General features: G+C 62.9%; 29 protein-coding genes. 18 read left to right on the top strand and 11 right to left on the bottom strand.

What is annotated here, in order from left to right; all coding sequences use genetic code 11:
- The first annotated feature begins 60 nt into the window (after positions 1-60).
- Complete coding sequence (locus tag MUO32_RS25145) at positions 61-753, top strand: GNAT family N-acetyltransferase (RefSeq protein ID WP_257951109.1); 693 nt, start codon at positions 61-63, stop codon at positions 751-753.
- Positions 750-962 (top strand): hypothetical protein, encoded by a 213-nt coding sequence (locus MUO32_RS25150; RefSeq protein ID WP_257951110.1) that lies wholly within the window; start codon positions 750-752, stop codon positions 960-962. The genes MUO32_RS25145 and MUO32_RS25150 overlap by 4 nt, the downstream gene beginning before the upstream one ends.
- Here the strand turns inward: MUO32_RS25150 and MUO32_RS25155 are convergent.
- From MUO32_RS25155 to MUO32_RS25165, 3 genes are all read right to left on the bottom strand, one after another.
- Positions 959-1,960 carry a nickel/cobalt transporter gene (locus tag MUO32_RS25155; RefSeq protein ID WP_257951111.1) on the bottom strand — a complete coding sequence of 334 codons (1,002 nt, stop codon included), beginning with the start codon at positions 1,958-1,960 and terminating at the stop codon, positions 959-961. The genes MUO32_RS25150 and MUO32_RS25155 overlap by 4 nt on opposite strands.
- The gene (locus MUO32_RS25160; RefSeq protein ID WP_257951112.1) at positions 1,954-2,595 is read right to left on the bottom strand and encodes a DUF1007 family protein; all 642 of its coding nucleotides are present in this window, start codon (positions 2,593-2,595) and stop codon (positions 1,954-1,956) included. Before MUO32_RS25160 ends, MUO32_RS25155 begins: the two co-directional genes overlap by 7 nt.
- A 123-nt stretch (positions 2,596-2,718) precedes the next feature.
- Positions 2,719-3,624, bottom strand: a complete 906-nt coding sequence (locus tag MUO32_RS25165; RefSeq protein ID WP_257951113.1) for a LysR family transcriptional regulator — start codon at positions 3,622-3,624, stop codon at positions 2,719-2,721.
- A 600-nt stretch (positions 3,625-4,224) separates the two neighbouring features.
- On the opposite strand from MUO32_RS25165, the gene odc2 reads away from it, so the two are divergent.
- The 3 genes from odc2 (at position 4,225) to MUO32_RS25180 (ending at position 6,916) form a co-directional block, all read left to right on the top strand.
- Complete coding sequence (gene odc2 / locus MUO32_RS25170) at positions 4,225-5,358, top strand: ornithine/lysine decarboxylase (protein WP_257951114.1); 1,134 nt, start codon at positions 4,225-4,227, stop codon at positions 5,356-5,358.
- Positions 5,359-5,451: 93 nt separating this feature from the next.
- Positions 5,452-6,039, top strand: a complete 588-nt coding sequence (locus tag MUO32_RS25175; RefSeq protein ID WP_257951115.1) for a GNAT family N-acetyltransferase — start codon at positions 5,452-5,454, stop codon at positions 6,037-6,039.
- A gap of 190 nt (positions 6,040-6,229) precedes the next feature.
- Positions 6,230-6,916, top strand: a complete 687-nt coding sequence (locus MUO32_RS25180; RefSeq protein ID WP_374708721.1) for an OmpW family protein — start codon at positions 6,230-6,232, stop codon at positions 6,914-6,916.
- 34 nt (positions 6,917-6,950) lie between these two features.
- Here the strand turns inward: MUO32_RS25180 and MUO32_RS25185 are convergent, their stop codons facing one another.
- On the bottom strand, positions 6,951-7,583 hold the full coding sequence (locus MUO32_RS25185) for a LysE family translocator (protein WP_257951116.1): 633 nt from the start codon (positions 7,581-7,583) through the stop codon (positions 6,951-6,953).
- Positions 7,584-7,818: 235 nt separating this feature from the next.
- Here MUO32_RS25185 and MUO32_RS25190 point away from each other — a divergent pair, with 235 nt between their 5' ends.
- On the top strand, positions 7,819-8,265 hold the full coding sequence (locus MUO32_RS25190) for a glyoxalase superfamily protein (protein WP_257951117.1): 447 nt from the start codon (positions 7,819-7,821) through the stop codon (positions 8,263-8,265).
- A 4-nt stretch (positions 8,266-8,269) separates the two neighbouring features.
- On the opposite strand, the gene MUO32_RS25195 is transcribed toward MUO32_RS25190, so the two are convergent.
- Positions 8,270-9,433, bottom strand: coding sequence for a hypothetical protein (locus MUO32_RS25195; protein WP_257951118.1), 1,164 nt, complete (start codon positions 9,431-9,433; stop codon positions 8,270-8,272).
- 249 nt (positions 9,434-9,682) lie between these two features.
- On the opposite strand from MUO32_RS25195, the gene MUO32_RS25200 reads away from it, so the two are divergent.
- Positions 9,683-9,964 carry a hypothetical protein gene (locus MUO32_RS25200; protein WP_257951119.1) on the top strand — a complete coding sequence of 94 codons (282 nt, stop codon included), beginning with the start codon at positions 9,683-9,685 and terminating at the stop codon, positions 9,962-9,964.
- A gap of 57 nt (positions 9,965-10,021) precedes the next feature.
- On the opposite strand, the gene MUO32_RS25205 is transcribed toward MUO32_RS25200, so the two are convergent.
- The 4 genes from MUO32_RS25205 to MUO32_RS25220 form a co-directional block, all read right to left on the bottom strand.
- Positions 10,022-10,417: a VOC family protein gene (locus MUO32_RS25205; protein ID WP_257951120.1), complete on the bottom strand. Its 396-nt coding sequence runs from the start codon at positions 10,415-10,417 to the stop codon at positions 10,022-10,024.
- A 25-nt stretch (positions 10,418-10,442) separates the two neighbouring features.
- Complete coding sequence (locus tag MUO32_RS25210) at positions 10,443-11,432, bottom strand: WD40 repeat domain-containing protein (RefSeq protein ID WP_257951121.1); 990 nt, start codon at positions 11,430-11,432, stop codon at positions 10,443-10,445.
- A 58-nt stretch (positions 11,433-11,490) separates the two neighbouring features.
- Entirely contained in the window at positions 11,491-12,609 is a 1,119-nt protein-coding gene (locus MUO32_RS25215) for a GTP-binding protein (RefSeq protein ID WP_257951122.1), read from the bottom strand.
- A gap of 91 nt (positions 12,610-12,700) precedes the next feature.
- Positions 12,701-13,516 carry a creatininase family protein gene (locus tag MUO32_RS25220; RefSeq protein WP_257951123.1) on the bottom strand — a complete coding sequence of 272 codons (816 nt, stop codon included), beginning with the start codon at positions 13,514-13,516 and terminating at the stop codon, positions 12,701-12,703.
- Between the two features lie 93 nt (positions 13,517-13,609).
- Here MUO32_RS25220 and MUO32_RS25225 point away from each other — a divergent pair, with 93 nt between their 5' ends.
- The 4 genes from MUO32_RS25225 (at position 13,610) to MUO32_RS25240 (ending at position 16,705) form a co-directional block, all read left to right on the top strand.
- Entirely contained in the window at positions 13,610-14,146 is a 537-nt protein-coding gene (locus tag MUO32_RS25225; RefSeq protein ID WP_257951124.1) for a MarR family winged helix-turn-helix transcriptional regulator, read from the top strand.
- 47 nt (positions 14,147-14,193) lie between these two features.
- Positions 14,194-15,222, top strand: a complete 1,029-nt coding sequence (locus MUO32_RS25230; RefSeq protein WP_257951125.1) for a LacI family DNA-binding transcriptional regulator — start codon at positions 14,194-14,196, stop codon at positions 15,220-15,222.
- A gap of 26 nt (positions 15,223-15,248) precedes the next feature.
- Positions 15,249-16,217 carry a 2-hydroxyacid dehydrogenase gene (locus MUO32_RS25235; protein ID WP_257951126.1) on the top strand — a complete coding sequence of 323 codons (969 nt, stop codon included), beginning with the start codon at positions 15,249-15,251 and terminating at the stop codon, positions 16,215-16,217.
- Positions 16,218-16,297: 80 nt separating this feature from the next.
- Positions 16,298-16,705, top strand: coding sequence for a hypothetical protein (locus MUO32_RS25240; protein ID WP_257951127.1), 408 nt, complete (start codon positions 16,298-16,300; stop codon positions 16,703-16,705).
- Here the strand turns inward: MUO32_RS25240 and MUO32_RS25245 are convergent.
- On the bottom strand, positions 16,683-17,147 hold the full coding sequence (locus MUO32_RS25245) for a helix-turn-helix domain-containing protein (RefSeq protein WP_257951128.1): 465 nt from the start codon (positions 17,145-17,147) through the stop codon (positions 16,683-16,685). The genes MUO32_RS25240 and MUO32_RS25245 overlap by 23 nt on opposite strands.
- 106 nt (positions 17,148-17,253) lie before the next feature.
- Between MUO32_RS25245 and MUO32_RS25250 the strand changes: the two genes are divergently transcribed.
- Positions 17,254-18,453, top strand: a complete 1,200-nt coding sequence (locus MUO32_RS25250; protein WP_257951142.1) for an MFS transporter — start codon at positions 17,254-17,256, stop codon at positions 18,451-18,453.
- On the opposite strand, the gene MUO32_RS25255 is transcribed toward MUO32_RS25250, so the two are convergent.
- On the bottom strand, positions 18,440-19,249 hold the full coding sequence (locus tag MUO32_RS25255; RefSeq protein WP_257951129.1) for a gamma-glutamyl-gamma-aminobutyrate hydrolase family protein: 810 nt from the start codon (positions 19,247-19,249) through the stop codon (positions 18,440-18,442). The two genes, MUO32_RS25250 and MUO32_RS25255, sit on opposite strands and share 14 nt — an antisense overlap.
- A gap of 455 nt (positions 19,250-19,704) precedes the next feature.
- Here MUO32_RS25255 and MUO32_RS25260 point away from each other — a divergent pair, with 455 nt between their 5' ends.
- The 6 genes from MUO32_RS25260 to MUO32_RS25285 all read left to right on the top strand — a co-directional run bounded on the left by MUO32_RS25260 (position 19,705) and on the right by MUO32_RS25285 (position 26,512).
- Positions 19,705-22,014 (top strand): putative bifunctional diguanylate cyclase/phosphodiesterase, encoded by a 2,310-nt coding sequence (locus tag MUO32_RS25260; protein WP_374708722.1) that lies wholly within the window; start codon positions 19,705-19,707, stop codon positions 22,012-22,014.
- A 184-nt stretch (positions 22,015-22,198) separates the two neighbouring features.
- The gene (locus tag MUO32_RS25265; protein ID WP_257951130.1) at positions 22,199-22,972 is read left to right on the top strand and encodes a hypothetical protein; all 774 of its coding nucleotides are present in this window, start codon (positions 22,199-22,201) and stop codon (positions 22,970-22,972) included.
- A 250-nt stretch (positions 22,973-23,222) separates the two neighbouring features.
- A complete protein-coding gene (locus tag MUO32_RS25270; RefSeq protein WP_257951131.1) occupies positions 23,223-23,447 on the top strand; it encodes an aa3-type cytochrome c oxidase subunit IV in 225 nt (74 codons plus the stop codon).
- 89 nt (positions 23,448-23,536) lie between these two features.
- A complete protein-coding gene (locus tag MUO32_RS25275) occupies positions 23,537-24,691 on the top strand; it encodes a Re/Si-specific NAD(P)(+) transhydrogenase subunit alpha (protein ID WP_257951132.1) in 1,155 nt (384 codons plus the stop codon).
- Positions 24,691-25,101, top strand: a complete 411-nt coding sequence (locus MUO32_RS25280) for an NAD(P) transhydrogenase subunit alpha (RefSeq protein ID WP_257951133.1) — start codon at positions 24,691-24,693, stop codon at positions 25,099-25,101. The genes MUO32_RS25275 and MUO32_RS25280 overlap by 1 nt, the downstream gene beginning before the upstream one ends.
- A gap of 10 nt (positions 25,102-25,111) precedes the next feature.
- The gene (locus MUO32_RS25285; RefSeq protein ID WP_257951134.1) at positions 25,112-26,512 is read left to right on the top strand and encodes an NAD(P)(+) transhydrogenase (Re/Si-specific) subunit beta; all 1,401 of its coding nucleotides are present in this window, start codon (positions 25,112-25,114) and stop codon (positions 26,510-26,512) included.
- Positions 26,513-26,630 lie beyond the last annotated feature (118 nt).

The raw sequence follows: 26,630 nt of genomic DNA on the forward strand, positions 1-26,630 counted from the left end.
TCCACATTGCGTCGCGCCCTGCGCTGTTCTATCCCTTCGGCAAGACCGAAGGAGAATTTGATGCGCGATCTCACGGATTGGAAAGGGTGCCCGCCGCCGGCACCCGTGACGCTCGAAGGCCGTTATGTGCGCCTCGAGCCCTATGATCGTGCAAAACACCTCGAAGCGCTCTGGGATGCCTTCGGCGGTATGCAGATCAATCCGCTGCTGCGCTATTTCACTCAAGCCGATTTCACCGGTATCGAAGGCTTCGACGCCTGGTCCGACGCGGTGGTCAAGTCCGGCTGGGTGCGCGAAGTGATCGTCGACAAGGCCAGCGGCAAGCCGGTCGGCATGGCGCATTACATGCGGCCGGACCCTGCCAACGGCGTCGTCGAAATCGGCGGTATCGCGCATGGCGGCGGCATGTCGCGCTCGCCGCTTTCCACCGAGGCGCAGTATCTGCTGGCCAAGCACATATTCGAAGACCTCGGTTACCGCCGCTACGAGTGGAAGTGCCATAACGGCAACGAACCGAGCAAGCGCACTGCTGCTCGACTCGGCTTCAGCTTCGAGGGTGTCTTCCGCCAGCACATGCTCTCCAAGGGCGAGAACCGCGATACGGCCTGGTTTTCCATTATCGACGGCGAATGGCCTGTCGTGGCCAAGGCCTTCGATGCGTGGCTGTCGCCGGATAATTTCGACGCCGACGGGCAGCAGAAGCGCAAGCTGGAAGACATCCGCGCGGAAATCGCCAAGGCGGACGCGGCATGAGCGAGGATGGCAAGGGAAAGTCGGCGGCGCTGGCGGCGCTCCTCATCCTGCTCGGTACGGGCGTGGTGTTCTATTTCCTGCCGCGCGTGATGATCGCGATCGGGGACTTTTCGCCGTGGCTTGCCGGCCTGTTCGGTGCGTTGATGGTGCTCGGCTTCTTCCTGCTGTTCTGGCTGCGTGCCCGCTACCAGCGCAACCGCGGCAACTAGGCCTGCAGCGAAGCCCCGAGCAGCAATAGCCCCAGGATCATCACCATCAAGGCGCCGCCGATCTCGATGGCGGTGCCGACGCGCGCCGCGGCCGTGCCGTTGCCGGCAAAGCGCACGGCCGCACCCTTGGCCGTGACGGCAAGCGTCGCCAGCGTCGAGACGGTGATGGCGGTGCCGATCGACATGGCGAGCACGGCAAGCACGCCGCCGAAATAGAGGCCGTTGAGGAGCGCGAAGCTCAGCACGATCAGTGCGCCGGAGCAGGGGCGAAGCCCGACGGCGACGATGGCCGACCAGGCCTCCCGAAGCGCAAATCGCTCACCCTTCAGCAGGGACGGATCCGGCGCGTGGGCGTGCCCGCAGGTCGAGCAGATTTCACCGGCGTGGTGATCATGGTGATGGTGGTCATGCGTACCGTGCACCTCGACCGCCTGCGCACCAAGTGCGGAGGCGCGGCGCTCGGCGGGCCGCAACTTCTTGAAGAGCAGCCAGGCCCCGAAAAGGGCGATGAGGGCGTAGCTGCCGGTTTCGAGCGCGCGGGTGGCGTCGGTCATCGACACTGCCGTGCCGCGCAGGAAGAGATAGGCCGCACCGACAAGCAGGATCGCCACGATGCCCTGCAAAATCGAGGAGAGGAAGGAGAGAAGCACGCCGCGCTTCAGCTCCACCTCGTTTGCCAGCATGTAGGAGGAAATCACCGCCTTGCCGTGACCAGGCCCGGCGGCGTGGAAGACGCCGTAGGCGAAGGAGAGGCCGACGAGCGTCGACGCCGCCCACGGATTCTCGCGCATATCCTTCAGCGCGCCGGTCATGAGGCGGTAAAAACCCTGCTGCTGCGCATTGATCCAGCCGAAGAGGCTGCCGAACGTGCCCGTCGTGTTGAAGCCCGGTTCCGCGGAACCGATGCCGAGCGGGGACGCGGCATGGGCAAGACCGGCAGCCGCGACGACGGCGGCGGTCAGCGTGAGGAGCGCAAGCGCGCGGCCGCGGGTCAGCATGTCATCTCCAGGCGGGTCGCGAAGAGTTTCGTCATGTCGGTGCCGGTCGGGTCGTTGAAGAAGGCCTCGGTCAGGCTGTCCTGGTTCTGCGCCAGCACCTCGTCGGCGTCGGGCCGCACGACCGCGCGCTTGCAGGCGGCGAACTTGTCACCGACGGCGACGAGATCGTCGTCCGACGCAAAGTCCATGGACGCATACATGGTGGGGTCGTAGACGCCGAAGGTGAGCGTGCCCTTGAGCGGCATCGCTTCGCCGGGCTTGACGGTGAAGAACATCAGGAGCTGGCCGTCCTTGTAGTCGACATTGATGACGTCGGGCTTGCCAACCTTCACCGCTTTGCCGTCCTCGGTGATCGACGTGTAGTAGCTGAACTCCTCCAGCGATTCGAGCACCGTCTTGCCGACTTCGGCCAGTTCGTCGGGGTCGAGCTGGGCGTTGCTGTTCTTGTCGAAATCCATGACAACGCTGGCGGAGAACATCTCGTCGAAGCGCCAGACATTGCGCAATTCGCTGACCGTGCCGTCCTCGCCGGCAACCACTTCCAGCCGTGCCTCCGCGAAAATATGCGGATGGGCGAGTGCTGCGACCGGGGCGAAAAGGACGGCGCCCGCGGCGAGAAGAGGGAGGAATCGCATGGTTTCAGGCCTCTCGCAGATGCGTGACGGGCGTCGGAATCGTCCGTTGAATGTAACCGAAATGGGTCGGAATTGGGACCTTTTGCCGAGGCGAAACCGCCCCGCAAGTTTGCTGGACCTGCCTCAGGCCTCGATGCCCGGATGGCGGCGGAACCAGTTGTGCAGGAAATCGACGAAGGTCCGCACCTTGGCGGGCAGGTAACGGCGGTGCGGATAGATCGCATAGATGCCGCGGTCGGTGGGAAGATAGTCCTCGAGGATAGAGACGATGCGTCCGGAATCGAGGCATGAACGGGCGATGAAAGCCGGCACCTGCGCAACGCCGAGACTGCTGGCCGCTGCCCGCACGGCGGCTGTCGGGCTGTTCACCTCGATATGGCCGCTGACCGGAACGGAAAAACCGCCGCCCTTCTCGTCGATGAAGCGCCAGTTGCTGTGCGACTTGCCGTTGGTATCGATGATGCAGGGCAGGCGCGCGAGATCGCTCGGGTGATTGATCGGGCCGACCCGATCGAGGAATTCCTGGCTGACACACATCTTCAGGTAAAAGTCGCCGATCTTGCGGGCGATGAGTGCCGAATCCTCAAGCCGCGTGATGCGCACGGCGACGTCGAACCCCTCCTCGACGAGGTCCACGAAACGGTCGTCGGAGACGATTTCCAGCGACAGTTCCGGATGTTCCTTGCCGAAGTCGATGAGCGACTGGCCGATATCGGCATCCACGAAGGTGCGCGGGGCTGAAACCTTCAGCTTGCCGCGCAGGTCCGTGTTCTTCTCACGCACGAGATCGGCGAGGTTGTCGATCTCTTTCAGGATGTCGGAAGCGGTGCGGTAATAGGTGTGGCCGGCTTCGGTCATCGAGAACTGGCGGGTGGTGCGGTTGAGCAGCAGCGCGCCGAGCTCGTCCTCCAACTCGCGCACATATTTGGAAAGCAGCGCCTTCGACCGCCCCGTCTTGCGTGAGGCGGCAGAAAAACCCTCGGCGTCGACGACGTCGATGAAGGCCCGGATTCGGGTCAATGTATCCATGTGTCCCCACTCGAATGTTGCGCAGCAAAGGCCTGTTTTCAGGGTTGCGGTGCCTGTCCGGCGTCTCAGTGGCCGGGCGTAGAAAAGGAATGCGACGAAAACCAGTTCCGCGAATGTCGTGGCTTGGAGAATATTTTCAATAGGACCCCGCAAAAAACCTCTTGATTACGACAGCGATTCTTCTTATCTCCCCCTTGCCCAAAGTCGCACGTGCCTGTGGGTGTCCGCCGACCCTCGATTTGGTGAGGAATTCGGTAAGGTACCTGGAATTAACCCCTCCAGTCGTTTCTCCGGCCAACCGGAAGAGCGAGGACATCTTGAAGCAACGACGGTGCGGGCCTTTCTGGTGTCTGCCGGCTTTCCAACAGCCGGGGTTACTGAAGAGGCACACCTTCATTGCCGGACGTGCGGTCGGGTTCTCCCGCCAATCCATGGCAGACAAAGCGAATTGAAGCCTAGGCAGGCTTCGGTTCACCGTTCGCGCATGATGCGCATGCTTGGTTCCGGGGTCTCCACCGGCTGGTTCCAGAGCGTGCTCGCATTCTGCCCTTTGTCCTCTGGGATTTTTCCCGGAGCAACCTGGATATGGGGAATACCGAGATGGCTTCTGCACGTATTATCGACTTTCTGAACACCCGACGTCCCGACGGTCCGTGCCTCGTGGTCGACCTCGATGTCGTGCGCGACAATTTCAAGGCGTTCCGCCACGCGCTGCCCGACAGCTCGATCTACTATGCCGTCAAGGCAAACCCGGCGCCGGAAGTCCTGCGCCTGCTCGCCTCGATGGGCTCCAACTTCGATTGCGCGTCCGTCGCCGAAATCGAAATGGCGCTCGATGCCGGTGCCACCCCGAGCCGTATCTCCTTCGGCAACACGATCAAGAAGGAACGCGACGTCGCCAAGGCGCATGCGCTCGGCGTTTCGCTCTTCGCCGTCGACAGCCATGAGGAAGTCGAGAAGATCGGCCGTGCCGCTCCGGGTGCTCGCGTGTTCTGCCGCGTCCTGACCGATGGCGAAGGTGCCGAATGGCCGCTGTCGCGCAAGTTCGGTTGCGTGCCGCAGATGGCCGTCGACGTGCTCGTCTACGCCCACCAGAACGGCCTCGTCTCCTACGGTGTGTCGTTCCATGTCGGCTCGCAGATGACGAAGCTCGACGCCTGGGATGCGGCCCTTGCCGATGCCAAGCGCGTCTTCGTGCAGCTTGCCAAGCAGGGCATCGAGCTCAAGATGGTCAACATGGGCGGCGGCTTCCCGACGAAGTACCTGCGCGACGTTCCGTCGGCTGAAGCCTATGGCAAGGCGATCTTCGGTGCGCTGAAGAAGCACTTCGGCAACCAGATCCCGGAAACCATCATCGAGCCGGGCCGCGGCATGGTCGGCAATGCGGGTGTGATCAAGGCGGAAGTCGTTCTCGTCTCGAAGAAGTCTGATAATGACAACCACCGCTGGGTCTTCCTCGACATCGGCAAGTTCGGCGGTCTCGCCGAAACCATGGACGAGGCGATCCGCTACCCGATCCGCACCGCGCGCGATCAGGACGAGATGGAGCCCTGCGTGCTTGCCGGCCCGACCTGCGATTCGGCCGACGTGATGTACGAGAAGAACATGTATCCGCTGCCGATCACCCTTTCGATCGGCGACGAGGTTCTGATCGAGGGCACCGGCGCCTACACGACGACCTACTCGGCCGTCGCCTTCAACGGCTTCGAGCCGCTCAAGGCCTACGTCATCTAAGCCTATTGGTGCTCCCGTTACGAACGGGAGCACCAAATTCACAATCAGTTTTGGATACCGTTTGAATCGGTTTTGAGCACGGGAGGCCCAGAGATGGCCACTGTTCTTGATTCTGTCCGCGCGTTCTTCGCGCATGCCGCCTTCACTATCGACCAGGAAAATGCCGGCGACGTCGTGGCGCGCGAGCGTCTGCTCGACCGCGTCATGGGTGAGGCGCGCTTCCGCAAGTCGTCCGAAAAGATCCGCCGTAGCCGTCTGCCGGCCGAAGGCCTTGCCCTCGTCGCGCGCGATCCGGATGGCCATGTCATTGGTACGGTCCGTCTTTGGAACGTCGAAGCCGGCGTCGATGCCGACGGCAATGCGGTATCCGCCCTTCTTCTCGGCCCGCTCGCCGTCGATTGCGAGCATGAAGGCAAGGGTATCGGTGGTGCGCTGATGCGGGCGGCCCTTACCGAGGCGCGGGATCGTGGTCACGGCGCGGTGCTGCTCGTCGGTGATCCCGAATACTATGAGCGCTTCGGCTTCTTCGCTGACAAGGCGCAGCATCTCGTCATGCCCGGCCCATTCGAGCGCCGCCGCTTCCTGGCGCTGGAGCTGAAGGATGGCTGGCTTTCCGGCGCGGCCGGCGTACTTGTCGCAAGCGGCCGTCGCCTGGCGCCGGACCTGCGCAAGGCCGCCTGAAACTCGGCATCGAGCCACCCTTCATTCTTGATGCTTGTCATTGTTTTAATTAGGCAATCGTCAATGTTTGCGCATATTTCGGGGAGGCCGGAACTTTGCCCGGCCTCTTTTTGATTCATCTCAAACGGTCCCTCGCCGTGCCGCTCCATAGTCGCCCCGCAAACACGAGTCGTGGCGATGGAGAGATGGCATGAAGAATAGTGGCGTGATGCTTGGCGCGTTTGTCTTGGGTCTGGCGACCTTTGGCAATTCGGCGCTCGCGGCGGATCTTGAAGAGCGTATGGCGCCACCGGAGGCGACGGTGGACTTCGCCGCGCAAAGCCCGTGGCAGGTTCGCGTGCGTGGTCTCGGCGTCATCACCAGCGACAAGGGGTTCGTTGACGGTATCGCCGGCTCCGGCCTGTCCTATTCGGATACGGTGGTGCCCGAGCTCGACATTTCCTATTTCTTCACCGACAACATCGCGGCCGAACTCATTCTGGGCACGACCTATGCGAATATCGCGGGGGACGGGTCGATCGCCGGTCTCGGCAAGGTGGGCAAGACCTGGCTTCTGCCGCCGACGGTGACGTTGCAATACCATTTCACCGACTTCGGCGCCTTCAAGCCTTATGTCGGCGCGGGCCTGAACTACACGCTGTTCTACAACCAGTCCGGCTCCGGCGCCTTCACCAATCTCGACGTGAAGAATACGTTCGGTGCTGCCCTGCAGGTCGGCTTCGACTACATGCTGGACAAACACTGGGGCGTGAACTTCGACGTGAAGAAACTCTTCCTCGAACCGGACTGGAAGGTCGATTTTAACGGCGCGCCGCTGACGGGCAAGGCGAAGCTCAATCCCTGGCTGGTGGGCGCCGGCGTCACCTATCGCTTCTGAGCGAACGCCAAGCCCGCTCCGCAAGGGGCGGGCTTCAGCTTGCGGCCCGGCGATAGAAGGCAAGCGAACCCGCAAGCGCCAGAAGAGCGCCGCCGCAGACCCGGTCGAGCCAGACGGCGCCCGACGTCTTCAGGACGCGCACCGCCTGCGTGCCGAGCGCGGCGTAACCGAACATCACGACGAAATCGATGGCCGCAAAGACCAGGGCGAGCAGCAGGTACTGTTTTGCCTGTGGGGCTGCGGGATCGATGAACTGGGGCAGGAAGGCCGAGAAAAAGAGATAGCCCTTTGGGTTGGTGACAGCGACAAGGAGGCTCTTGGCGAAGATCGTCCGCGCCGCGCCGACACTTGGACGGCCATCGTCGAGCGCCTTGCCGAGCGAGCCGGTGGAGCGCAGCATCTGCACGCCCAAAAAGGCGAGATAGGCGGCACCCAGCCATTTGACCACGGAGAACCAGAATTCGGAGGCGGCCAGAAGCGCGCCGAGCCCGAGTGCGACGGCGCCGATCAACACGAAATCCGAGAGCACGGCGCCGACCATTCCGGGAAGCGCGCGTCGGATGCCGTAGCGCGAACCATTGGTAAGCGCGAGAAGCACGGTGGGGCCTGGCGTGGCGATGCCGATGAAGGCGACGGCGGCGAAGGCGATGAGGGTGACAGATGTCATGACGGTTCCTCCCAGGCACTTGCTCCCATGCTTGCGGCGGCCATGCAAGGGTGGGATTTGACGAAAGGCCGGCGAGGGCCTATATGCGGGGCAGGGTGAGAGCCCCCGCCGTCCGCGAGCGCAAGCTTTGGTGAAGTCTCTCGTTTTAGAAATCGGTCTTCCAGCTTTTGGCATGCGAACCGGTGGCAATGCGGGCTCCCTCCGAAATGACACATGCAACGACTGGAGTCCCGACATGCGTCCGATATCGACGCCCCTACCATCCCTTGATGCCCTGAAAGACCAGGCGAAGCGTCTGCGAGCGCGTTTTGCCGCCGACGGCGAAGCGATTTCCCATTCGCGTGCGCTGGAGCTGATTGCAGCCCAATATGGCTATCGCGACTGGAACACGCTGCATGCAGCCGCCGGCAACCGGCCGCCGTTCAATCCGTGGATGCTCGGCTCGCGCGTGCGCGGCCACTATCTCGGCCAGCCCTTCGACGCGCAGGTGCTCGGCGTGCAGGCCCTGACGAGCCAGCCCGGCCGCTACCGCATGACCCTGCATTTCGACGAACCGGTGGACGTGGTGACCTTCGACAGCTTCTCCGCCTTCCGCCAGCGTGTGAACTGCACCGTCGACGAGACGGGGCGCACCGCGGACAAGACCTCGGACGGGCGGCCGCATCTGGAACTGGAGTGGTGAGCTTTCAGAACGAGCCCACCACCCTTGCCGCAAGGCCGTCGACTTCAAAGTCGGCGGCCTTGTCGCTTTCGCGGCGCAGGAGATGGCTGTATTCCAGCGCCAGCGCTGCACCCTTGGCGAGCGTGTAGCTCAGTGTCGCCGTCGCGGTTTTCGTGCGCGTGCGGTAGTCGTAATAGAGCCAGTCGCTATAGGCCTGCTCGTAGGCGAGCGTGAGCTTCAGCCTCTCTGTCAGCGCCTTTTCAAGCGAAAGGCCGATCGTGCGCACGTCCTCGCCGAGTGGATCGTCGATGTCGGCGAGCTGGATGTCGCGCCCGATCTTTGCCTTGAGCAGGGTGTCCTGCAACAGCTGCCAGCCGGCCTCGCCTTTCAGGAAAGGCCTAAGGCGCTGCACGCTTTTACCGAGATGCGGGCTTGCGACACCCACCACACCCGCCTCGGCGAGCAGTGTGAGTTTTCCAAAGACGCGACCATAGGCGAGCGAACCGCGCAGGGTTTCGGCGGGAAAACGGCCGAAGGCACGCTGCTCGCCTCTATCTATATGGTTTGTGCGGTATTGCAGCGTGGCGCCCGCCTCGCCGCCGAAGAGGGGGCGGATGTGGCCGGCCGTCAGGTCGTAGAGCCGGTTGCCGGCTTCGAGCTGCGTGGGCCGAAGGCCCGCCAGCGTGAAATGCGCCTTGCCGCGGTTCAGGCTGGAAAGCGAGGCCGTGAGGTGGCTTTTGCCGCCATGATGGGTGACGGTGACGCCGATGCTGCCCGCGGCCGCGATATCGGCCTTGCGGTAGCCGATCAGCAGACCCGGCAGGGTCAGAAAGATATCGCCGGAGCGGCGGTGCTCGATGCCGCCCTTGAGGGTCAGTTTGATGGCGTCGCCGATATCCCTGATATAGCCGAGTTCGATCCCGGCGGTGCGCTGGTCGGCGAAGTGGTATCGCGCGACGCGCTGCACGCTCGCCGCCAGTCCATAGGCGAGTTGCGAGTCCTCCAGCGCAAGCGATCCGCGCAACGCGACCTTGGCCTCGCCGAAAGTGGTGGATAGCGTGGTCGGATCCTTGAAAATATTCGAGCTCCAGCCGCCGCCGATGCTGTAATCGATGGTTGTGTCGGCAAGTGCGGAGTTGTGCTGGGCCAGCAGAAATGCGGTACAGACAAGGCCATGAAGAAAACGCATCGCAAACCGCTCTCGTCCTTTAATGGAACGAAATTCTACGGTTGCATGGTTAAAAATTCCCCCAATGGTTGATTTTCAATCATATTTTGCAAATACATATACTTATGATTGTGGCCGGTTAGGGTTGATTAAACCTGTCTCTGTTATGGTTAACTCTTTGCTATGACTGGCAAATCCGGTTGAGTAAATCATGTCTTATATTACCTTCGATTGTGCATCAATGAGGTGCGCAACCGAAGGAGAGAGATCATGAACAAGACCCGCATCATCGCAATCGCAGCCGTCATTGCTCTCGCCGGTGCCGGCCAGGCATCCGCCGGGGGCCTGCTCGGCCTCGGCATTCTCGGCAACAAGACCGGCAGCATCGTCATCGCTCCGAGTGTCGGCGTCGGCGATATCCTCACCGACAACGATGGCAATACCATCCTGAACGGTGTTCTCAACAACAACCTGAATGGCACTCTGTCGGGCGTGCTCAACGGCAACGCTCTCGGCATCCTCAACGGCGGCAGCAAGAAGCGCAATCACTGACCGCACCATCCCCGCCCTTGCGGTCGGTGGGCCCGGGAGAGCGCCGCTCTTCCGGGCTTATTCCAGGTTCAGCTGCCAGGAGATGCCGAAACGATCCTGAACCCAGGTGAAGAGGCGGCTGAAACCGTAGTTGTCGACCGGCATGAGGTCCTTGCCCTCGGCGCCGAGCGCCGCGTGCAGTTCACGCAAGCGGGTTTCCGATTCGCATTCGACGAAGAAGGAGAAGGACGGGGTGAAGGTGAAGGCATGTGCAGCAGGGCTGTCGATACACATTACCGATTGGCGGCCGAGGCTGAAGCGAGCCCGGAAGACCGAACCCTCCCTGCCGGCCTCGCCCGGCCCGTAGCGCTGGATCTCCGCGATACGGCTGTCCGGGAAAAGGCCGGTATAGAAGGTCATCGCCGCCTCGGCGCGACCTTCGAACATCAGGAATGGTGTGATCGATGAAACCATGTCTGCCTCCTCTTTCGAGGCGGCATTATCCGGCGATGTCGATCACGCCGCAATCGCCGGCTTCGCTGGCAAAGGCGATGAGCTTGCCGCTCTTGCTCCAGGCCATAGAGGTGACGGCGCCCTTGCCGGGGCGGCGCAGCAACACTTCGCGGCTGTCGGCAAAACGGGCGGCAAGCACCATGCCGTCGGAATAGCCGATGGCGACGACCTCCTCGGCCGGATGGCAGGCAACGGCCGTGACCATCACGTCGGCGCGGGTGCCGAGTTCCAGCGGCGGCTTGCCCATCGGACCGTCCTTGGCCGAGAAGGGCCAGACGATGGCGGCCGGCGCGCCCGACGAGGCGAGCCACTTGCCCTTGGTGGACCAGGACAGCGATTTCACCTTGGCCGGGTAGCCGGTCATGCGCATGTGGCGCGTGTCGGCACCGGGCTTGGTGTCGAGCTTCCAGCCATGCAGGGCGTTTTCCTGCATGCTGGTCACGACGAAGCGGCCGTCCGGCGAGAAGGTGACGCCGTTATGGGCGCCCTTCCATTCGAGATCGACCGGCTGGCCGGCCATCGCCACCCAATGCAGCGAGACGCCGTTGTAGCGCGCGATGGCGAGGCGCAAGCCTTTCGGCGCGAAGGCGATGCCCTCGACCGACCGGCTTTCCGCGAATTCCTTGATCGTTCCGTCGGCCAGCCGCACACGCGCTGTGCGTCCTTCCGCGAAGCCGACCGCGCCCTGCGGTCCGGGTGCGACGATGGATATCCACTTGCGGGGCACCTCGGCAACCAGCGTCACGCTGCCATCGGCGGCGATGCGCTGCACCTTGCCATCCTCGCCGCCAGATATCAGCGTGTCGCTCGCTTCGTCGCGTATGCAGGTCAGCAGGCCGTCATGCGCCTCGGTGACCTTCTGGCCATGGTCGAGGCGATGAACGGTGCCGGAGGCGGAGGCGAAGAACGGCACGTCGCCGAGAAAGGCGGCCGCGACGACGTGGCCGTCGAGATCAAGAGGAGCGACTGTCGGCATCAGTGATTGTCTTTCCCGCGCATGACGTTGCCCGAAGACCGCTGCACATTTTTCGGCGTCATGCTTTCTGCGCCTCGCAAGCCTTGAACGAGCGTTCGATCTTCTCGCGATCCAGATCGCGGCCGATGAAGACGAGGCGGCTTTCGCGCTTCTCGCCGTCCTTCCAGGCGCGCTGGTGGTCGCCTTCGACGATCATGTGCACGCCCTGCACGACATAACGCTCGTCGTCGCCGGCAAACGCGATGATGCCCTTCAGGCGCAGGATATTCGGGCCTTCCGTCTGGGTGATCTTCTGGATCCAGGGGAAGAAGCGGTCCGGGTTCATTTCGCCACCGCGCAGCGAGATCGACTGCACCGTCACATCGTGGATCGGCGAGACGCCGTGATCGTGATCATGGTGGTGATCGTGGTCGTGGTCGTGGTGATGGTCGTGATCATGGTGGTGGTGATCATGATCGTGGCCATGATGATGGTGGTCGTGGCCGCAATCGGGGCCGCAGACATGGTCTTCGTGATCGTGGTCGAGGAAATGCGGATCGTTTTCGAGCGCCCGTTCCAGGTTGAACGCACCCTGGTCCAGAACCTTGGTGAGGTCGATTTCCGAGCGGGTCGTGCGATGAATGCGGGCGGAGGGGTTGATCACGCGCACCGTCGCTTCAATTCTCGCCAGTTCTTCGGGGCTGACGAGGTCGGTCTTGTTGATCAGCACGACGTCGGCAAAGGCGATCTGGTCCTCGGCCTCGCGGCTGTCCTTCAGGCGTAGCGGCAGGTGCTTGGCATCGACGAGGGCAACGATGGCGTCAAGTTCGGTCTTCTGGCGCACGTCGTCGTCCATGAAGAAGGTCTGGGCGACCGGAACCGGATCGGCAAGACCCGTCGTCTCGACGATGATGGCGTCGAAGCGGCCGGGGCGGCGCATCAGGCCTTCTACCACGCGGATCAGGTCGCCGCGCACGGTGCAGCAGATGCAGCCATTGTTCATCTCGTAGATTTCTTCGTCCGACTCGACGATCAGGTCGTTGTCGATGCCGATCTCGCCGAACTCGTTGACGATGACGGCGTATTTCTTGCCGTGGTTGCCGGTGAGGATGCGGTTCAGCAATGTCGTCTTGCCGGCACCGAGATAGCCGGTGAGCACGGTGACGGGAATGGGTTTTTGGACAGCTGTTTCGGTCATGGGAACCTCGAGCAAGGACGGGGACGCCGGGAAGCGTCCGGTTGGGTCTGATATAGGAGATCGGATGGGCCAGCGCAAATACCGGATGTGGCTATAAAAGCGTGTCGGCGTCGAAGGCGGCGACATCCTCCAGCAGGCCGACGAGGCTATGCAGTGCGTGGGCGATGAGCTGCTCGCCCTTTTCGGCGGTCGCCGCGCTCGCGTCGCCCGCCACGCCCTTCGGATTGAGGTCGGACATTTTCCAGCCGAAGGCATGGGGGCCGTAGGCGCGCAGATGTGCGAAACGGGCGGCAAACTCGGCCTGGCGTGAGCCGAAACGCTCGGCCTTTGCCATGTCGACACGCTCCGGGTGGAGCGCGAGCATGACGGAGGTTTCGATGTCGCCGCCGTGGATATCGATCGCCTTGTCCTCAGGGGAGATCCAGCCGTCCGGCTGGCCGAACCGGGTCCAGGCGGTGGCGACGGCAAGCATGCCGAAGCGCACGCGCGCCTCCGTCGCCACGATGGTCATCAGGGGCGAATTGCCGCCATGGGCGTTGAGCAGCACGAGCTTGCGGATGCCGAAACGGTTAAGGTCTTCCGCGATCAGCAGCCAGCGTTCGATGGCCTCGCCATAAGCCAGCGAGCGGGTGCCTGGCACGTCGAGATGCTCAGGGGAATAGCCGATGGGTTCTGCGGGGAGGATTGTGACGGGCAGGTGCGCCGGCAGCACGGCGACCAGTCTCTCGGCAATGCCCGCGGCGATCAGCGTGTCAGTATCGAGCGGCAGGTGCGGCCCGTGACCCTCGTGGGCGCCGAGCGGCAGCACCGCGATCCAGTCCGCGCGGTCTTCCGGCGTCAGCATCGGGTCGTTTTCCGTCCATCGCCGCTTGGGCTGCGCTTGGGAATGCGCCCCGGAATGCGCCATGTCGATCCTCCCTTGCCGCAAGCCTTCATCCTCTGTCATACAGAGCCGGGCCCGTGATGCAAGGGCGGCAACGGGCGGTGCAGGAGGCGATGGATGGGCAAGAAGCACAAGGACGGCAAGGACGGAAAGAAGGGCAAGAAGAAGAAATCGCACGAGGATGTTTCCGGTGCGGGTCTTGCCGCCGCCGTTGTCAATGCCGCCCGGTCCATGCGCACCGTGCTCTCGCGCAACCTACTCGCCACCGGCCTCTATGCCGGCCAGGATGGCGTGCTTCTCGCACTTTCGGAGGAGGGCGGACTGACGGCGGGCACTCTCGCCAGCCGCCTCGGCGTCAAGGCGCCGACCATGACGCGCACCATCGGACGGCTGGAGGCGCAGGGTTTCGTCGAACGCCGGCCCGACGAGACGGACGGGCGGCTGACGGTCGTGCATCTGACCGACGCGGGCAGGGCCTCCATCGAGCATATTTCAGAAGCCGGCCGACTCAGCGAACGGCAGGCGGCCGAGGGGCTGAGCGAGAAGGACGTGCGCCACCTCCTCAAGCTGCTTCGCGTCATGGACGAGAATCTCCATGCTTCGGCGCCCGAAGCGCCTGATAATGGCGCAAAACCTGTTGCCGACGACATTTAAACTGTTTAAATAAACTGTTTTAAACGGTCGTTGCTGCGGGAGGGTTCGTGGCGCAGAAAATCAAGCTTTCCACCATCGCGGAGACGCTCGGTGTCTCCACGGCGACGGTATCGCTTGCGCTGAGGGACAGTCCTCTTGTCGCAGCCGCGACGCGGGATCGGATCAAGGAACAGGCGCGGGCGCTCGGCTATATCTACAATCGCCGGGCCGCCAGCCTGCGCACCTCCCGCTCGGGCATCATCGGCGTCGTCGTGCACGACATCATGAACCCGTTCTATGCGGAAATCCTGAAGTCCATCGAGAGCGAACTCGACCGTGACCGGCAGACCTTCATCCTGTCCAACCACTACGACTCCGTCGAAAAACAGCGCAACTTCATCGAGACGCTGCTGCAGCTCGGCGGCGACGGCGTCATCATGTCGCCCGCCATCGGCACGCCACCGGAGGATATCCAGCTTGCCGAGGACAACGGCATGCCGGCGATCCTGATCGCGCGTTCCATCGACGGGCTGGACGTGCCGATCTTCCGCGGCGACGACAGCTACGGCATTTCACTCGCGACCAACCACCTGATCGGCCTGGGGCATCGCACCATCGCCATGGTGGGCGGTACGGACCAGACATCGACGGGCCGAGACCGTTATCAGGGTTATGTCAACGCGCTGCGCAAGGCCAATATCGAGGTCGATCCAAGCCTGCGCATTCCCGGCCCGCGCACCAAGCAGGGCGGTTTCGAGGCGGCGGTGCATTTCCTGTCGCTGCCGCAGAAGCCGACGGCCGCCGTCTGCTGGAACGATCTCGTCGCCATCGGCCTGATGAACGGCATCGCCCGCGCCGGCCTCGTGCCGGGCCGCGACGTGTCCGTCACCGGCTATGACGACCTCGAGGAGGCGGCGATTGCGACACCGGCGCTCACCACGGTCTGGAACGGCCAGTCGGAAGTGGGCCGTAACGCGGCCCGCGCGCTGCTCGACAAGCTCTCGGGCAGTCACGAGCCTGACGGCATTCATCTCATCAAGCCGGAAATGCGCATCCGGCAATCCACCGGACCGCTGAAGCCGCATCCCGAAGGCTGAGGTCATCAAGACCAGCGAGGTTTCCCATGTCGGCCAAAACACGCATTCTCGTGCCCGGGTTCATCCGTGAGCGGGTGCTGGAGCGGCTGAAGGAGCAGTTCGATGTCGTGCGGATCGAGCGGGCCGATCCGGCGCTGATCGCCCGCTCGGAGGCGGCGGGCATTTCCGGCGCTGCCGTGTCCGGGCGCTTCGATGCGGCGCTGATCGAACACCTTCCGGCCCTGGAAATCATCGCGAGCTTTGGCGTCGGCTATGATGGTGTCGACGTCTCCGCCGCCGCCGCGCACGGGATCGCCGTCACCAACACGCCCGATGTCCTGAACGACGAGGTGGCCGATACCGCCATCGGCCTGCTGCTCAACACGGTGCGCCGCTTGCCCCAGGCCGAGGCGTGGCTGAGGGAAGGGCGCTGGGTCCGCGAGGGCGCTTTCCCGCTGACGCCGCTCAGCCTGCGCGGACGCAAGGCGGGCATCTATGGTCTCGGCCGCATCGGCCTTGCGATTGCCGAGCGGCTGAAGGGTTTTGGCATCGAGATCGCCTATCACACACGCCGGCCGCGTACCGACGTGCCCTATGCCTATCATCCCTCGCTGACCGAACTGGCCGAGGCAGTCGATACGCTGATCGCCATCGTGCCGAAGACAACGGAGACCCATCGCACCATCGATGCGGCCGTGTTGCGTGCGCTTGGACCCAACGGCGTGCTGATCAATGTCGGGCGTGGCTGGACGGTCGACGAGGAGGCGCTTGCTGTGGCTTTGAAGGATGGTGTCATCGCCGCTGCCGGCCTCGATGTCTTCTACGACGAGCCGCATGTGCCGCAGGCGCTGCTCGATCTGCCGAATGTCTCGCTTTTGCCGCATGTCGCCTCGGCATCCGTCGCGACGCGCGATGCGATGGCCGATCTCGTGGCGGACAATCTTCACGCCTGGTTCGATACGGGCGTCGCGCTGACGCCGGTGCCGGAGACACCCTTTACGCGAAAAACCGGGTAGAGGCTGGAAAGCCTTCGTTAACCCTTCGGCAAGCTTGCCGGCGCATGATCCTTCCGACGAACCGTTTGAAGGAGAGAGCCATGAAGACGCTGATGATGGTCGCCGTAGCCGGTGTGGCCTCGTTCGGCCTCTGGAGCGTGGCCAGCCACGAGGCGCCCGAGGTCGATCCGGTCGTGTCGAACTCGATCTCCCCACGTGCCGCCAACCACGCCTACACGATCTCGAACGTCGTGGCGAACACGGCCTGTCTCGCAGAGCGCGGCTCGCGTATTTCTGGCCGCAGCGAGCGGTTCACGGCGAGCGCGGATTGCGATGCGGTCTGGCCGGGTCTTTCGACGGCGCGGACGTGGATCAACAACGGAGACGGCACGGTGGTGGTCGCCGACGCGCGGGGCGAGCCGATCCTGACCGTCGTCGATGGCGACGGGCTCGCCTACGAGACGGTGGAACCCGCTGACGCCATGGTCACGATGATTTCGGCGGACTAGCCTTGGCGGCGTCGATGCGTGTGGCGGCCCAGTCGAGCCGGCGCCCATCGGCGGCATGCAGTTCAAGCGGTGAGACCTGTGTGCCCGTTGCGGTATCCACCAGCACCGAGCGTCGCTCGTCCTCGCGATAGAGGTGGTCTTCCCCCCATTGGCGCAGGGCGACGATCACGAGAAAGAGGCCACGCCCCTTCTCCGTCAGCGCATATTCCTGGTAGGCGCTGCCGTCCGAGGCCGGCACGAGTTCGAGAACACCAGCCTCCACGAGATCGCGCAGGCGTGTGCTCAACATGCCCCTGGCGATGCCCAGGTTCTGCTGGAAGGCGCCAAAGCGCCTGATCCCGTCGAACGCATCGCGCACGATCAGCAAAGACCACCAGTCACCTATCGCATCAAGAGTGCGCGCGACGGGGCACTCCGCCTCCCGAAAACTCTTGCGTTTCATGGTCCGCACTCCCGCAGCAAAACTGGTCTTAAAATAGAACTGGAAGCCGGCCGCCGCAAGTGGTCTCATCATGAGACTTGATAGATGAGGATCGACCATGGATACGATGCGCGCCGGCGCCCGCCAACAGACCTGTGCCAAACCGGAGTTTCCACGCTGGACCTTGCTGATCTTTGCCATGACTGCCGGAGCCAGTGTCGCGAACATCTACTATGCGCAGCCACTTCTCGGCACGATTGCGGCGACCTTCGGCATTTCGCCCGGAGCCGTTGGCCTTGTCGTGACTCTGACCCAGATCGGTTATGCGGCGGGCCTGGTCCTGATCGTTCCGCTCGGCGACCTCGTCGATCGCCGCAGGCTCTTGACTATCCAGACGCTGCTTTCCGCGCTGGCTCTGCTCGCCGTCGGCTGTGCGCCCAATGTGATCGCTTTGTTCGGCGGAATGATCGTGGTGGGGTTGCTCGCGGTGGTGGTTCAGGTGCTGGTCGCCATGAGCGCGGCCTTGGTCCGACCCGAGGCGCGAGGCCAAGCCGTCGGGCTGGTCACGAGCGGTGTCGTCGTCGGCATTCTCGCGGCGCGCTTCGTCGCGGGAGTGTTGGCGGATATAGGCGGATGGCGGATGGTCTATCTCGCCTCGGCAGGCGTCATGCTGCTGCTGAGCCTGCTTCTCATGCGCGTCCTGCCGCGCGATGTGCCTGTTGCGCGTTCTGAGCGCTATGCGGCAGTGTTGAAATCGATCCCGCGGCTTTTCCTGCAAGACCCGGTATTGCGTTTGCGCGCAGTGTTTGCCTTCCTGATCTTCGCGAGCTTCAGCACGCTGTGGACGGCGATGGTGCTGCCGCTTAGCGCGTCACCCTTTTCGCTCTCCCACACGCAGATCGGTTTCTTCGGGATTGCAGGCCTGGCCGGTGCATTGGCGGCGGGCAATGCCGGGCGTCTGGCCGACAAAGGGTTTGCTGAGCGCGTGACCGGGTTTTCGCTCGCACTGCTCTTGCTGTCATGGCTGACGATCGGTTTTCTTCCCCGGTCGCTCGTTGTCTTTGCGATTGGTGTCGTGCTGCTCGATTTCGCCGTCCAGGCGGTACATGTCACCAACCAGAGCGTGATCTTCGCCCGCCGCCCGGAGGCACGCAGCCGCCTGGTCGGCGGCTACATGGTGTTTTATTCGGCTGGAAGTGCGCTGGGCGCCATCACGTCCACGGTTAGCTACGCCCGTTTCGGCTGGGCGGGAGTCTGTGCCGCCGGCGCGGCTTTCAGTCTTGCCGCGCTGACTCTGTGGTCCCTGGCTGCGCTCAAGCGGACTTGACCGAACCGAAAGCCAGCACATCGGCTTGCGCCGGGCGGTCATGTCCCTGCTTGGAAGCCGCATAGTCGCGAACGGCTTCACCAAAGGCGGCGAAGAGGCTGTTCGACGGTTGGTCCGAACCGACCCAATATTCCGGATGCCACTGCACGCCGACGGCAAAGGCCTTCGCGCCGATCACCGAGACGGCCTCGATCGTGCCGTCGTCGGCGATGGCTTCCACGGCAAGGCGCGGCGCCTTGTCGGAGATTGCCTGGCGGTGCAGCGAGTTCACCTGCACTTCGCCCGCGCCGACGATGCCGGCAAGGCAGCTGCCTTCCTTGACCATCACTTTCTGGCGAATGCCATAGGCGACGTCGAGGACCGGCGTGTCGGGCTTGCGGTGGTCCCACGCGCCCGGCTGATCCTGGATCTCGTTGGCGAGCGTGCCGCCGAGCACCACGTTGAGCTCCTGGATGCCGCGGCAGATGGCGAGCAGCGGAATGCCGCGCTCGAGCGCCCGCTGGATGAGCGGCAGGCTGGTCGCGTCGCGCGCCCGGTCATAGGGACCTTCCGCGTCGGTGGCTTCCTTGCCGTAGAGCGAGGGATGCACATTGGTGCGCGAGCCGCTCACGAGGAGCCCGTCCACCCGGTCGAGAATACCGTCGAAATCGTTGTCGGCTTCGAGTGCCGGCACGAGGAAGACGGTGACGTCGGCGCCCTTCACGGCAGCGCGGACATACTGGTTCGGGGTGGCCTGCCAGACGTTGCCTTCGATTTCCCTGATATCGGCGGGAATGGCGACGACGGGTTTCGACATGATGGGCTCCAAAAAAGAAATACCAATTGAGGATTTGCTATCAAATCCTGTCTCAGTCAATTCCCCCTTTCAGGCGAAATGACGACGAAAACACCGAAAGAGGCGGTATGGAGTCTAGGCCTGCTCTCCGGAACTGACAAGATTTTATGATTTGCATTGCGCAGGCTGTTAACCACGCAATTGCAAACAGCGATTGCAGGCTGCGGAATTCTTTGTGGCAAGCTCACGCAATACTGTGTCGTCGTGGAGTCAGGAAGTTGCGCGCGGGGCCTATGATAAGTTGAGTCTGTGACCAGGAAGCGCCTCTTTCTGCAATATTGGGTTGAATGGCTCTTCCTTCGGTTGAGCAAGCGTGCAATAATGCCTCCGGCTACCCTTGTTATTGGGTAATTTCCCGAAATCATTCATTAAATGTTGGCCGGTAACCCTCACTCGTCATAGGGAGTGCCGAGTCCATGAAGGATAAGGGTCAAAACACACTGCCAGCTGATGTGTATCTTTCGTTCGTCAGCTCGTTGTACGGGAACCGCCAGACCCTTTTCGTGGGCATGATTTCGCATGTCATCACGTTCTCCTTCGTTTACGCCAAGACCGCCGACCCCTTTTTCCTGATCTGGAGCGGGCTCGTCGTGTTCATCTGGTCGCTGCGTGCCATCGGCATGCGCCATTTCGACCGGGTGGACCAGACAACGCTCGACATGGACGGCATCCGCTACTGGGAGAACTGGTACAATCTCGGCGCCGTCGGCACGACGCTGGCGCTCGGCACCTCGTGCGGCTACAGCCTGCTCTTCAGCAGGGACAGTTTCGCCGAGCTTGCCACCATCGCGGTGACGCTCGCCACCATGGTCTCCGTCGTCGGCCGCAACTGCGGTTCGAAGCGGGCGGTCGACTACATGACCTTTTCCGCCTGCTTCCCCATGGTCGTCGGCTTCCTGGGCCTGCAGGATTTCTACCACGCGGTGCTGGCGGTCCTCATCCTACCCTTCGTGATGACGACCCGCATGATGGCGAACGGCGTGCGCGAGTTCCTCTACAAGAATGTTCTGGCGACGCGCGAGGTCTCGATCATCGCCGACCGTTTCGACACGGCGCTCAACAACATGCCGCACGGTCTGTTCATGCTGGATGCCGACCACCGGATTCTTGTCGCGAACCGTCGGGCCTGCGAGCTTCTCCATCTCGGCAACCAGGAGCGGCTGAAGGATTGCCACCTCGATGTCGTGCTGCGCTTCGGCGTGCGAAACACCTTCGTCAATGTCGAGCAGAGCAAGACGATCCTGCGCCGGCTTGACGAACTCCTGAAGGGCGAGCGATCCCGCGCGCTCATCCAGGTGACGGACGGGCTCTATCTGGAATTCACCGCATCGCCCCGTGAAAACGGCGGCGCCGTCCTCATTTTCGAAGACGTGACGGCGCGTGTGCGGGCGGAAAACAAGATCCTGCACATGGTGCGCTACGATAGCCTTACCGGCCTGCCGAACCGCACCTATTTTGCCGATCTCGTGCACGAGGCGCTGGCCGAGCGCAAGAAGCCCGGCACGGTCGGCTTCATGGTGCTCGACGTCGACGACTTCAAACATGTCAACGACATGAAGGGCCACGTCACCGGCGACCGGCTGCTCTGTGCCATCACCGAGCGACTGCGCCGGCTTGCCAGCGACAAGATGATCGCCGGGCATTTGATGGGCGACGAATTCATCGTGTTCTTCCCGAACGAGACGAACCGCCGCGATCTCGAAGCGCGCATGCGCCGCTTCCACGAGCAGCTGCGCGGCAACTACGAATTCGACGGCATGACCTTCCTCGTTTCCTTCAGCGCCGGCTGCTTGACCGTGCCGAGCGGCGATTTCCGGCTGGAGGAAATGCAGATCCGCGCCGATCTCGCCCTTTTCGAGACGAAGTCGCGCGCCAAGGGCAGCGTCACGGTCTTCGAGCATGAGATGGATGAGCGGTATACGGATCGCCAGAAGCTCAAGGACGACCTGCGGGATGCGCTTGCCGGCAACACGCTGTCGGTGGCCTACCAGCCGATGTTCGTGCCGGACGGATCGAGCATCGAATGCTGCGAGGCGCTGTCGCGCTGGACGCATCCGGAGCGCGGCCCCGTGCCGCCGACCGTCTTCATCCAGATCGCCGAGGAGATGGGCATCGTCTCCGACATCACGCGCTTCATGGTCATGCGGGCCTGCGCCGATTGTGCGACCTGGCCGGCGCATATGGGCGTCTCGGTCAATCTCTCCGTACAGGATTTGCGCGGCACCGGCATCATCGACCTCGTCGCCGAGGCGCTGGAGGCCGCAAAACTTGCGCCGCACCGGCTGCATCTCGAAGTCACCGAAAGCTGCCTCATGGAGGAGCCGGTCAAGGTCCAGGCGATCCTGCAGGAACTGCGCGCCCGCGGCATCACCATCGCCATCGACGATTTCGGCACCGGCTATTCGAGCCTCAGCTATCTCGACCAGCTGCCGCTCGATGTCATCAAGATCGATCGGTCCTTCGTGCGCAACATCGGCGAGGACCCGCGCCGTTTCAAATTGCTACGCGGCACGGTGAACCTTTCGCGCGAGCTGGGCCTGCGCATTGTCGTGGAAGGTGTGGAGACGCGCGAGCAGCTCGCACTTATCAACAAGTACCAATGTGCCGATCTCGTGCAGGGCTACGTCTTTGCCGCGCCCATGTCGCCGGATGCCCTGCGCGACCTCTACGAGAACCTCGCCCGCAAACCCGGTGATTCCCGTCGCCGCGGTCGCCGCGTCGCCTGAAACCCTTTTCCCGACATTTCATCGGATCGTATGAATTCGATACGCTATATCAGCTTCTTCAAATTTAGCGTTAACCATTTATTAAGGTTAATGAATGGTATTTTACACAAATTGTCTTATATCGGAGATTGTTAAGCATAGCAGCGCGGTGGCTGCGGCTTTTTCAATCGGGGATACGGGGACAATGGCCAGCGTGGAGACGGAGACCAATCGCTTTTCGGACAAGCTTCTGGGGCTGCTCGACAGGATCGAATATCGCCGGGTTGAGACGGGCGAGGACATGGAAGACGTCGCCCGCATCCGCTACAAGGCCTACAAGGCCGGCGCGGTCATGCATCTCGACGAGCAGGCGGTGCTGATCGACGATTCCGATTTCGACAGCCAGGCCTACGTCTTCGGCATCTACTATGAAGAGCGGCTGATCTCGACCGTGCGCCTGCATCATGTGACGCCGGACCACCGCGTCACTTCGTCGGGCAAGGTTTTCCCGGACGAGATCAATGCCTTCCTCGATGCCGGCCTGTCGCTGATCGATCCCGTGCGCCTTGCCGCCGATCCGGAAGTCTGGCGGGAAATGCCGGCGATCCCGTATCTGACGCTGCGCATCGCCACGATGGCGACGGACTATTTCCAGGCGGATCGCTGCCTGCAGATGGTCAAGCCTGCCCATTCGGCCTTTTACAAGCGTGTCTTCGATGCCGACTTCGTCGCCTCGCCGAAGAGCAACCATGGCAAGTTCATCATCGACCTGATGCTGCTGGCGACCAACGTCAAGGAGACACTGCCATCGCTCTACCAGCGCTTCCCGTTTTTCAAGTCCGAGCCCTATGAGCGCCGCATGATGTTCGCCCGCGGCGAGGACCTGCCGTTCAGCCCGCTGACGGTGCGCCCGACCGCGCGCCGCGCCCATTTCGGCAATGGCCGGATCCAGCTTTCCGGGAATGCCTTCGCCGGTTGATACACGCGTCCTGGTGTCGCAGACGAGCCGGTTTCGCACGAAACCGGCTCGTTCTGTTTCGGAAACGATACAGGTGCAAAACCACACCCGTCCTTGCCGTTGCGCTTTGCCTGTCCATTGTGTATGGCCTGAAAGACACGCGCTTTCGCGCTTGAGGGAAAAGCCGGGCCGTCCTGGGTCCGGGGAAGTTTAAGCGCTCATCGGGTGGAGAGTTCCGGCTGGCGGGTGCAGGTGCTTAGGAGAAGGTACTATGGCTGAACATCATTCCGGACCGGTCGAAATGGGCGCTCCGATGGATTATCCCGAGCACGAGAAGACCTACAACCTCTTCGTAGCCGGCGCCAAATACGGCACGCTGTTCTGCGTCTCCCTGATGGTTGCCATGGCCGCCGGTTTCTTCACCGGCGCCGGTTTCTTCAGCGCGCTGCTGCTGCTCATCATTCTCAACGTTCTGGGCTTCATCGTCCTTCGTTGATCTGAACATCTGCATTTTGTTTGCAGTTTGCCGCGGCGCCATCCGGCGCCGTGATTCAACACGGCCAGTCTCGGGGGGAGGACCACGGTTTGAGTCAGTGTGTTTTTATAGCACGGGAAAGTGATGCAGCGGAGGGCCGCGTCGCGGGTTCCGCTGAAACAGTCAAGAAAATGAAGAGCCTGGGGCTCGACGTGCTCGTCGAGACCGGCGCGGGACTTCGGTCCCGAATCCTGGACGCCGACTATGAGGCTGCCGGGGCGCGCATCGTGGGAGCGGGTGAGGCGAGTACCGCCGACGTCGTCCTGAAGGTGCGCCGGCCAACCTCGGCCGAGATCGCCGGCTACAAACGCGGCGCCATCGTCATCGCCACGATGGATCCCTATGGCAACGAGACCGCCATCGCCGAGATGGCCAATGCCGGCCTCGCGACCTTCGCCATGGAATTGATGCCGCGCATCACGCGCGCCCAGTCGATGGACATCCTGTCTTCGCAGGCGAACCTTGCCGGCTACCAGGCCGTCATCGACGCGGCTCATGAATTCGACCGCGCCATGCCGATGATGATGACCGCCGCCGGCACCGTTCCGGCCGCGAAAGTCTTTGTCATGGGGGCCGGCGTTGCCGGCCTTCAGGCGATCGCAACGGCCCGTCGTCTCGGCGCCGCCGTTTCGGCGACGGACGTGCGCCCGGCTGCCAAGGAGCAGGTCGCTTCGCTCGGCGCGAAATTCATCGCCGTCGAGGATGACGAGTTCAAGGCCGCCGAAACCGCTGGCGGCTATGCGAAAGAGATGTCCAAGGACTATCAGGCGAAGCAGGCGGCACTCGTCGCCGAGCATATCGCCAAGCAGGACATCGTCATCACGACTGCGCTCATTCCGGGCCGTCCGGCGCCGCGTCTGGTGACGCGCCAGATGCTGTCGGCCATGCGCACCGGCTCCGTGGTCGTCGATCTTGCTGTCGAACGCGGCGGCAATATCGAGGGATCGGAGGCCGGCAAGGTCGCCGAGGTCGATGGCGTGAAAGTTATCGGTTACCTCAATGTGCCCGGCCGCATCGCGGCGTCCGCCTCCGCGCTCTACGCCAAGAACCTCCTCACTTTCCTCGAGACCATGGTCGACAAGGAAACGAAATCGGTTTCGGTCAATGTCGAGGATGAACTCGTCAAGGCAACGATGCTGACCAACGGCGGCGCCGTTGTGCATCCGAACTTCGGCGGCAGCGTTCAGCAAGGGGAGGGCAAGTGATGGCGAACGAACTTCTCGACAAGGCGATCATCGAGCTCGAGCGCGCCGTGGAAGCCGTGCGCACGGCCTCCGAATATGTGCCGGATGCGGCGGCTGCCGCAGCCCACGGCGTTTCCGGTGGTGCGATCGATCCCTTCGTCTTCCGTCTGGCGATCTTCGTGCTGTCGATCTTCGTCGGCTACTATGTCGTCTGGTCGGTGACGCCGGCGCTGCACACGCCGCTGATGGCTGTGACCAACGCGATTTCCTCGGTCATCGTCGTCGGCGCACTCTTGGCCGTCGGCATCTCGCTCTCGGGTATCGCGACCGGCTTCGGTTTCGTCGCGCTCATCCTCGCCTCCGTCAACATCTTTGGCGGCTTCCTCGTCACCCAGCGCATGCTGGCGATGTACAAGAAAAAAGAGAAGTGAGGGCGGCCCGATGAACGCAAACTTCGCAGCCTTCCTCTACCTCGTTTCCGGGGTGCTCTTCATCATGGCCCTGCGCGGCCTGTCGCATCCGACGACCAGCCGCCGCGGCAACATGCTCGGCATGGTCGGCATGGGCATCGCCATCGGCACGACGCTGCTTCTGGCAACGCCGTCCTTCGGCGGCCTCGTGCTCATCGTGCTTGGCCTTGCCATCGGCGGCGGTGCAGGCGCCTATATCGCCCGCTCCATCCCGATGACCTCGATGCCGCAGCTCGTCGCCGGCTTCCACTCGCTCGTCGGCCTTGCCGCCGTGCTGGTTGCCGCCGCCGCACTCTATTCGCCGGTCTCCTTCGGCCTCGGCCAGGTCGGCGAAATCCATGGCCAGGCGCTCGTCGAAATGGCGCTCGGTGCGGCGATCGGCGCGATCACCTTCACCGGCTCGATCATCGCCTTCCTGAAGCTCGACGGTCGCATGTCGGGCAAGCCGATCATGCTGCCATACCGGCACGTCATCAACATCGTGCTGCTCGCGGCGGTCATCTTCTTCATCGTCGGCCTGACGCTGTCGGAAAGCCATTTCGATTTCTGGCTGATCGTCATCCTGGCGCTGGCGCTCGGCGTGCTGCTGATCGTACCGATCGGCGGCGCGGATATGCCCGTCGTCGTGTCGATGCTCAACTCCTATTCGGGTTGGGCGGCGGCCGGCATCGGCTTCACGCTCGGCAATCTCGCGCTGATCATCACCGGCGCACTGGTTGGCTCGTCGGGTGCGATCCTGTCCTACATCATGTGCAAGGGCATGAACCGCTCGTTCATCTCCGTCATTCTCGGCGGCTTCGGTGGCGATAGCGGGGCGGCAGCGAGCGACGATGGCGTGCAGCGCACGGTCAAGCAGGGCTCGGCCGACGACGCCGCCTTCCTGATGGCGAACGCGTCCAAGGTCATCATCGTGCCCGGTTACGGCATGGCGGTCGCGCAGGCGCAGCACGCCGTGCGGGAACTCGCCGATGCTCTGAAGAAGAACGGTGTCGAGGTGAAGTACGCGATCCATCCGGTCGCCGGCCGCATGCCGGGCCACATGAACGTGCTGCTTGCCGAAGCGAACGTGCCCTATGACGAAGTGTTCGAGCTTGAGGACATCAACTCGGAATTCGCCCAGGCCGACGTCGCTTATGTCATCGGCGCCAACGATGTGACCAACCCGGCCGCGCGTGACGATAAGTCTTCGCCGATCTACGGCATGCCGATCCTCGACGTCGACAAGGCCAAGACCTGCCTTTTCGTCAAGCGCTCGCTCGGCTCGGGCTATGCCGGCATCGACAACACGCTGTTCTACAAGGACGGCACGATGATGTTGCTCGGCGATGCCAAGAAAATGACGGACGATATCGTCAAGGCCATGAACCACTGAAGCATTTCCGGCCGAAGCGGCATCGCTTCGGCCGGAAATGCGGTCAAAAAACGAGAGCATTTCCGGTGAACCAGAGTTCATCGAAAACGCTTCAAAAGGTTCCGGCGTGTTCCGGAAA

The sequence above is a fragment of the Shinella sp. CPCC 101442 genome, from assembly GCF_024704725.1.
Lineage (GTDB): Bacteria > Pseudomonadota > Alphaproteobacteria > Rhizobiales > Rhizobiaceae > Shinella.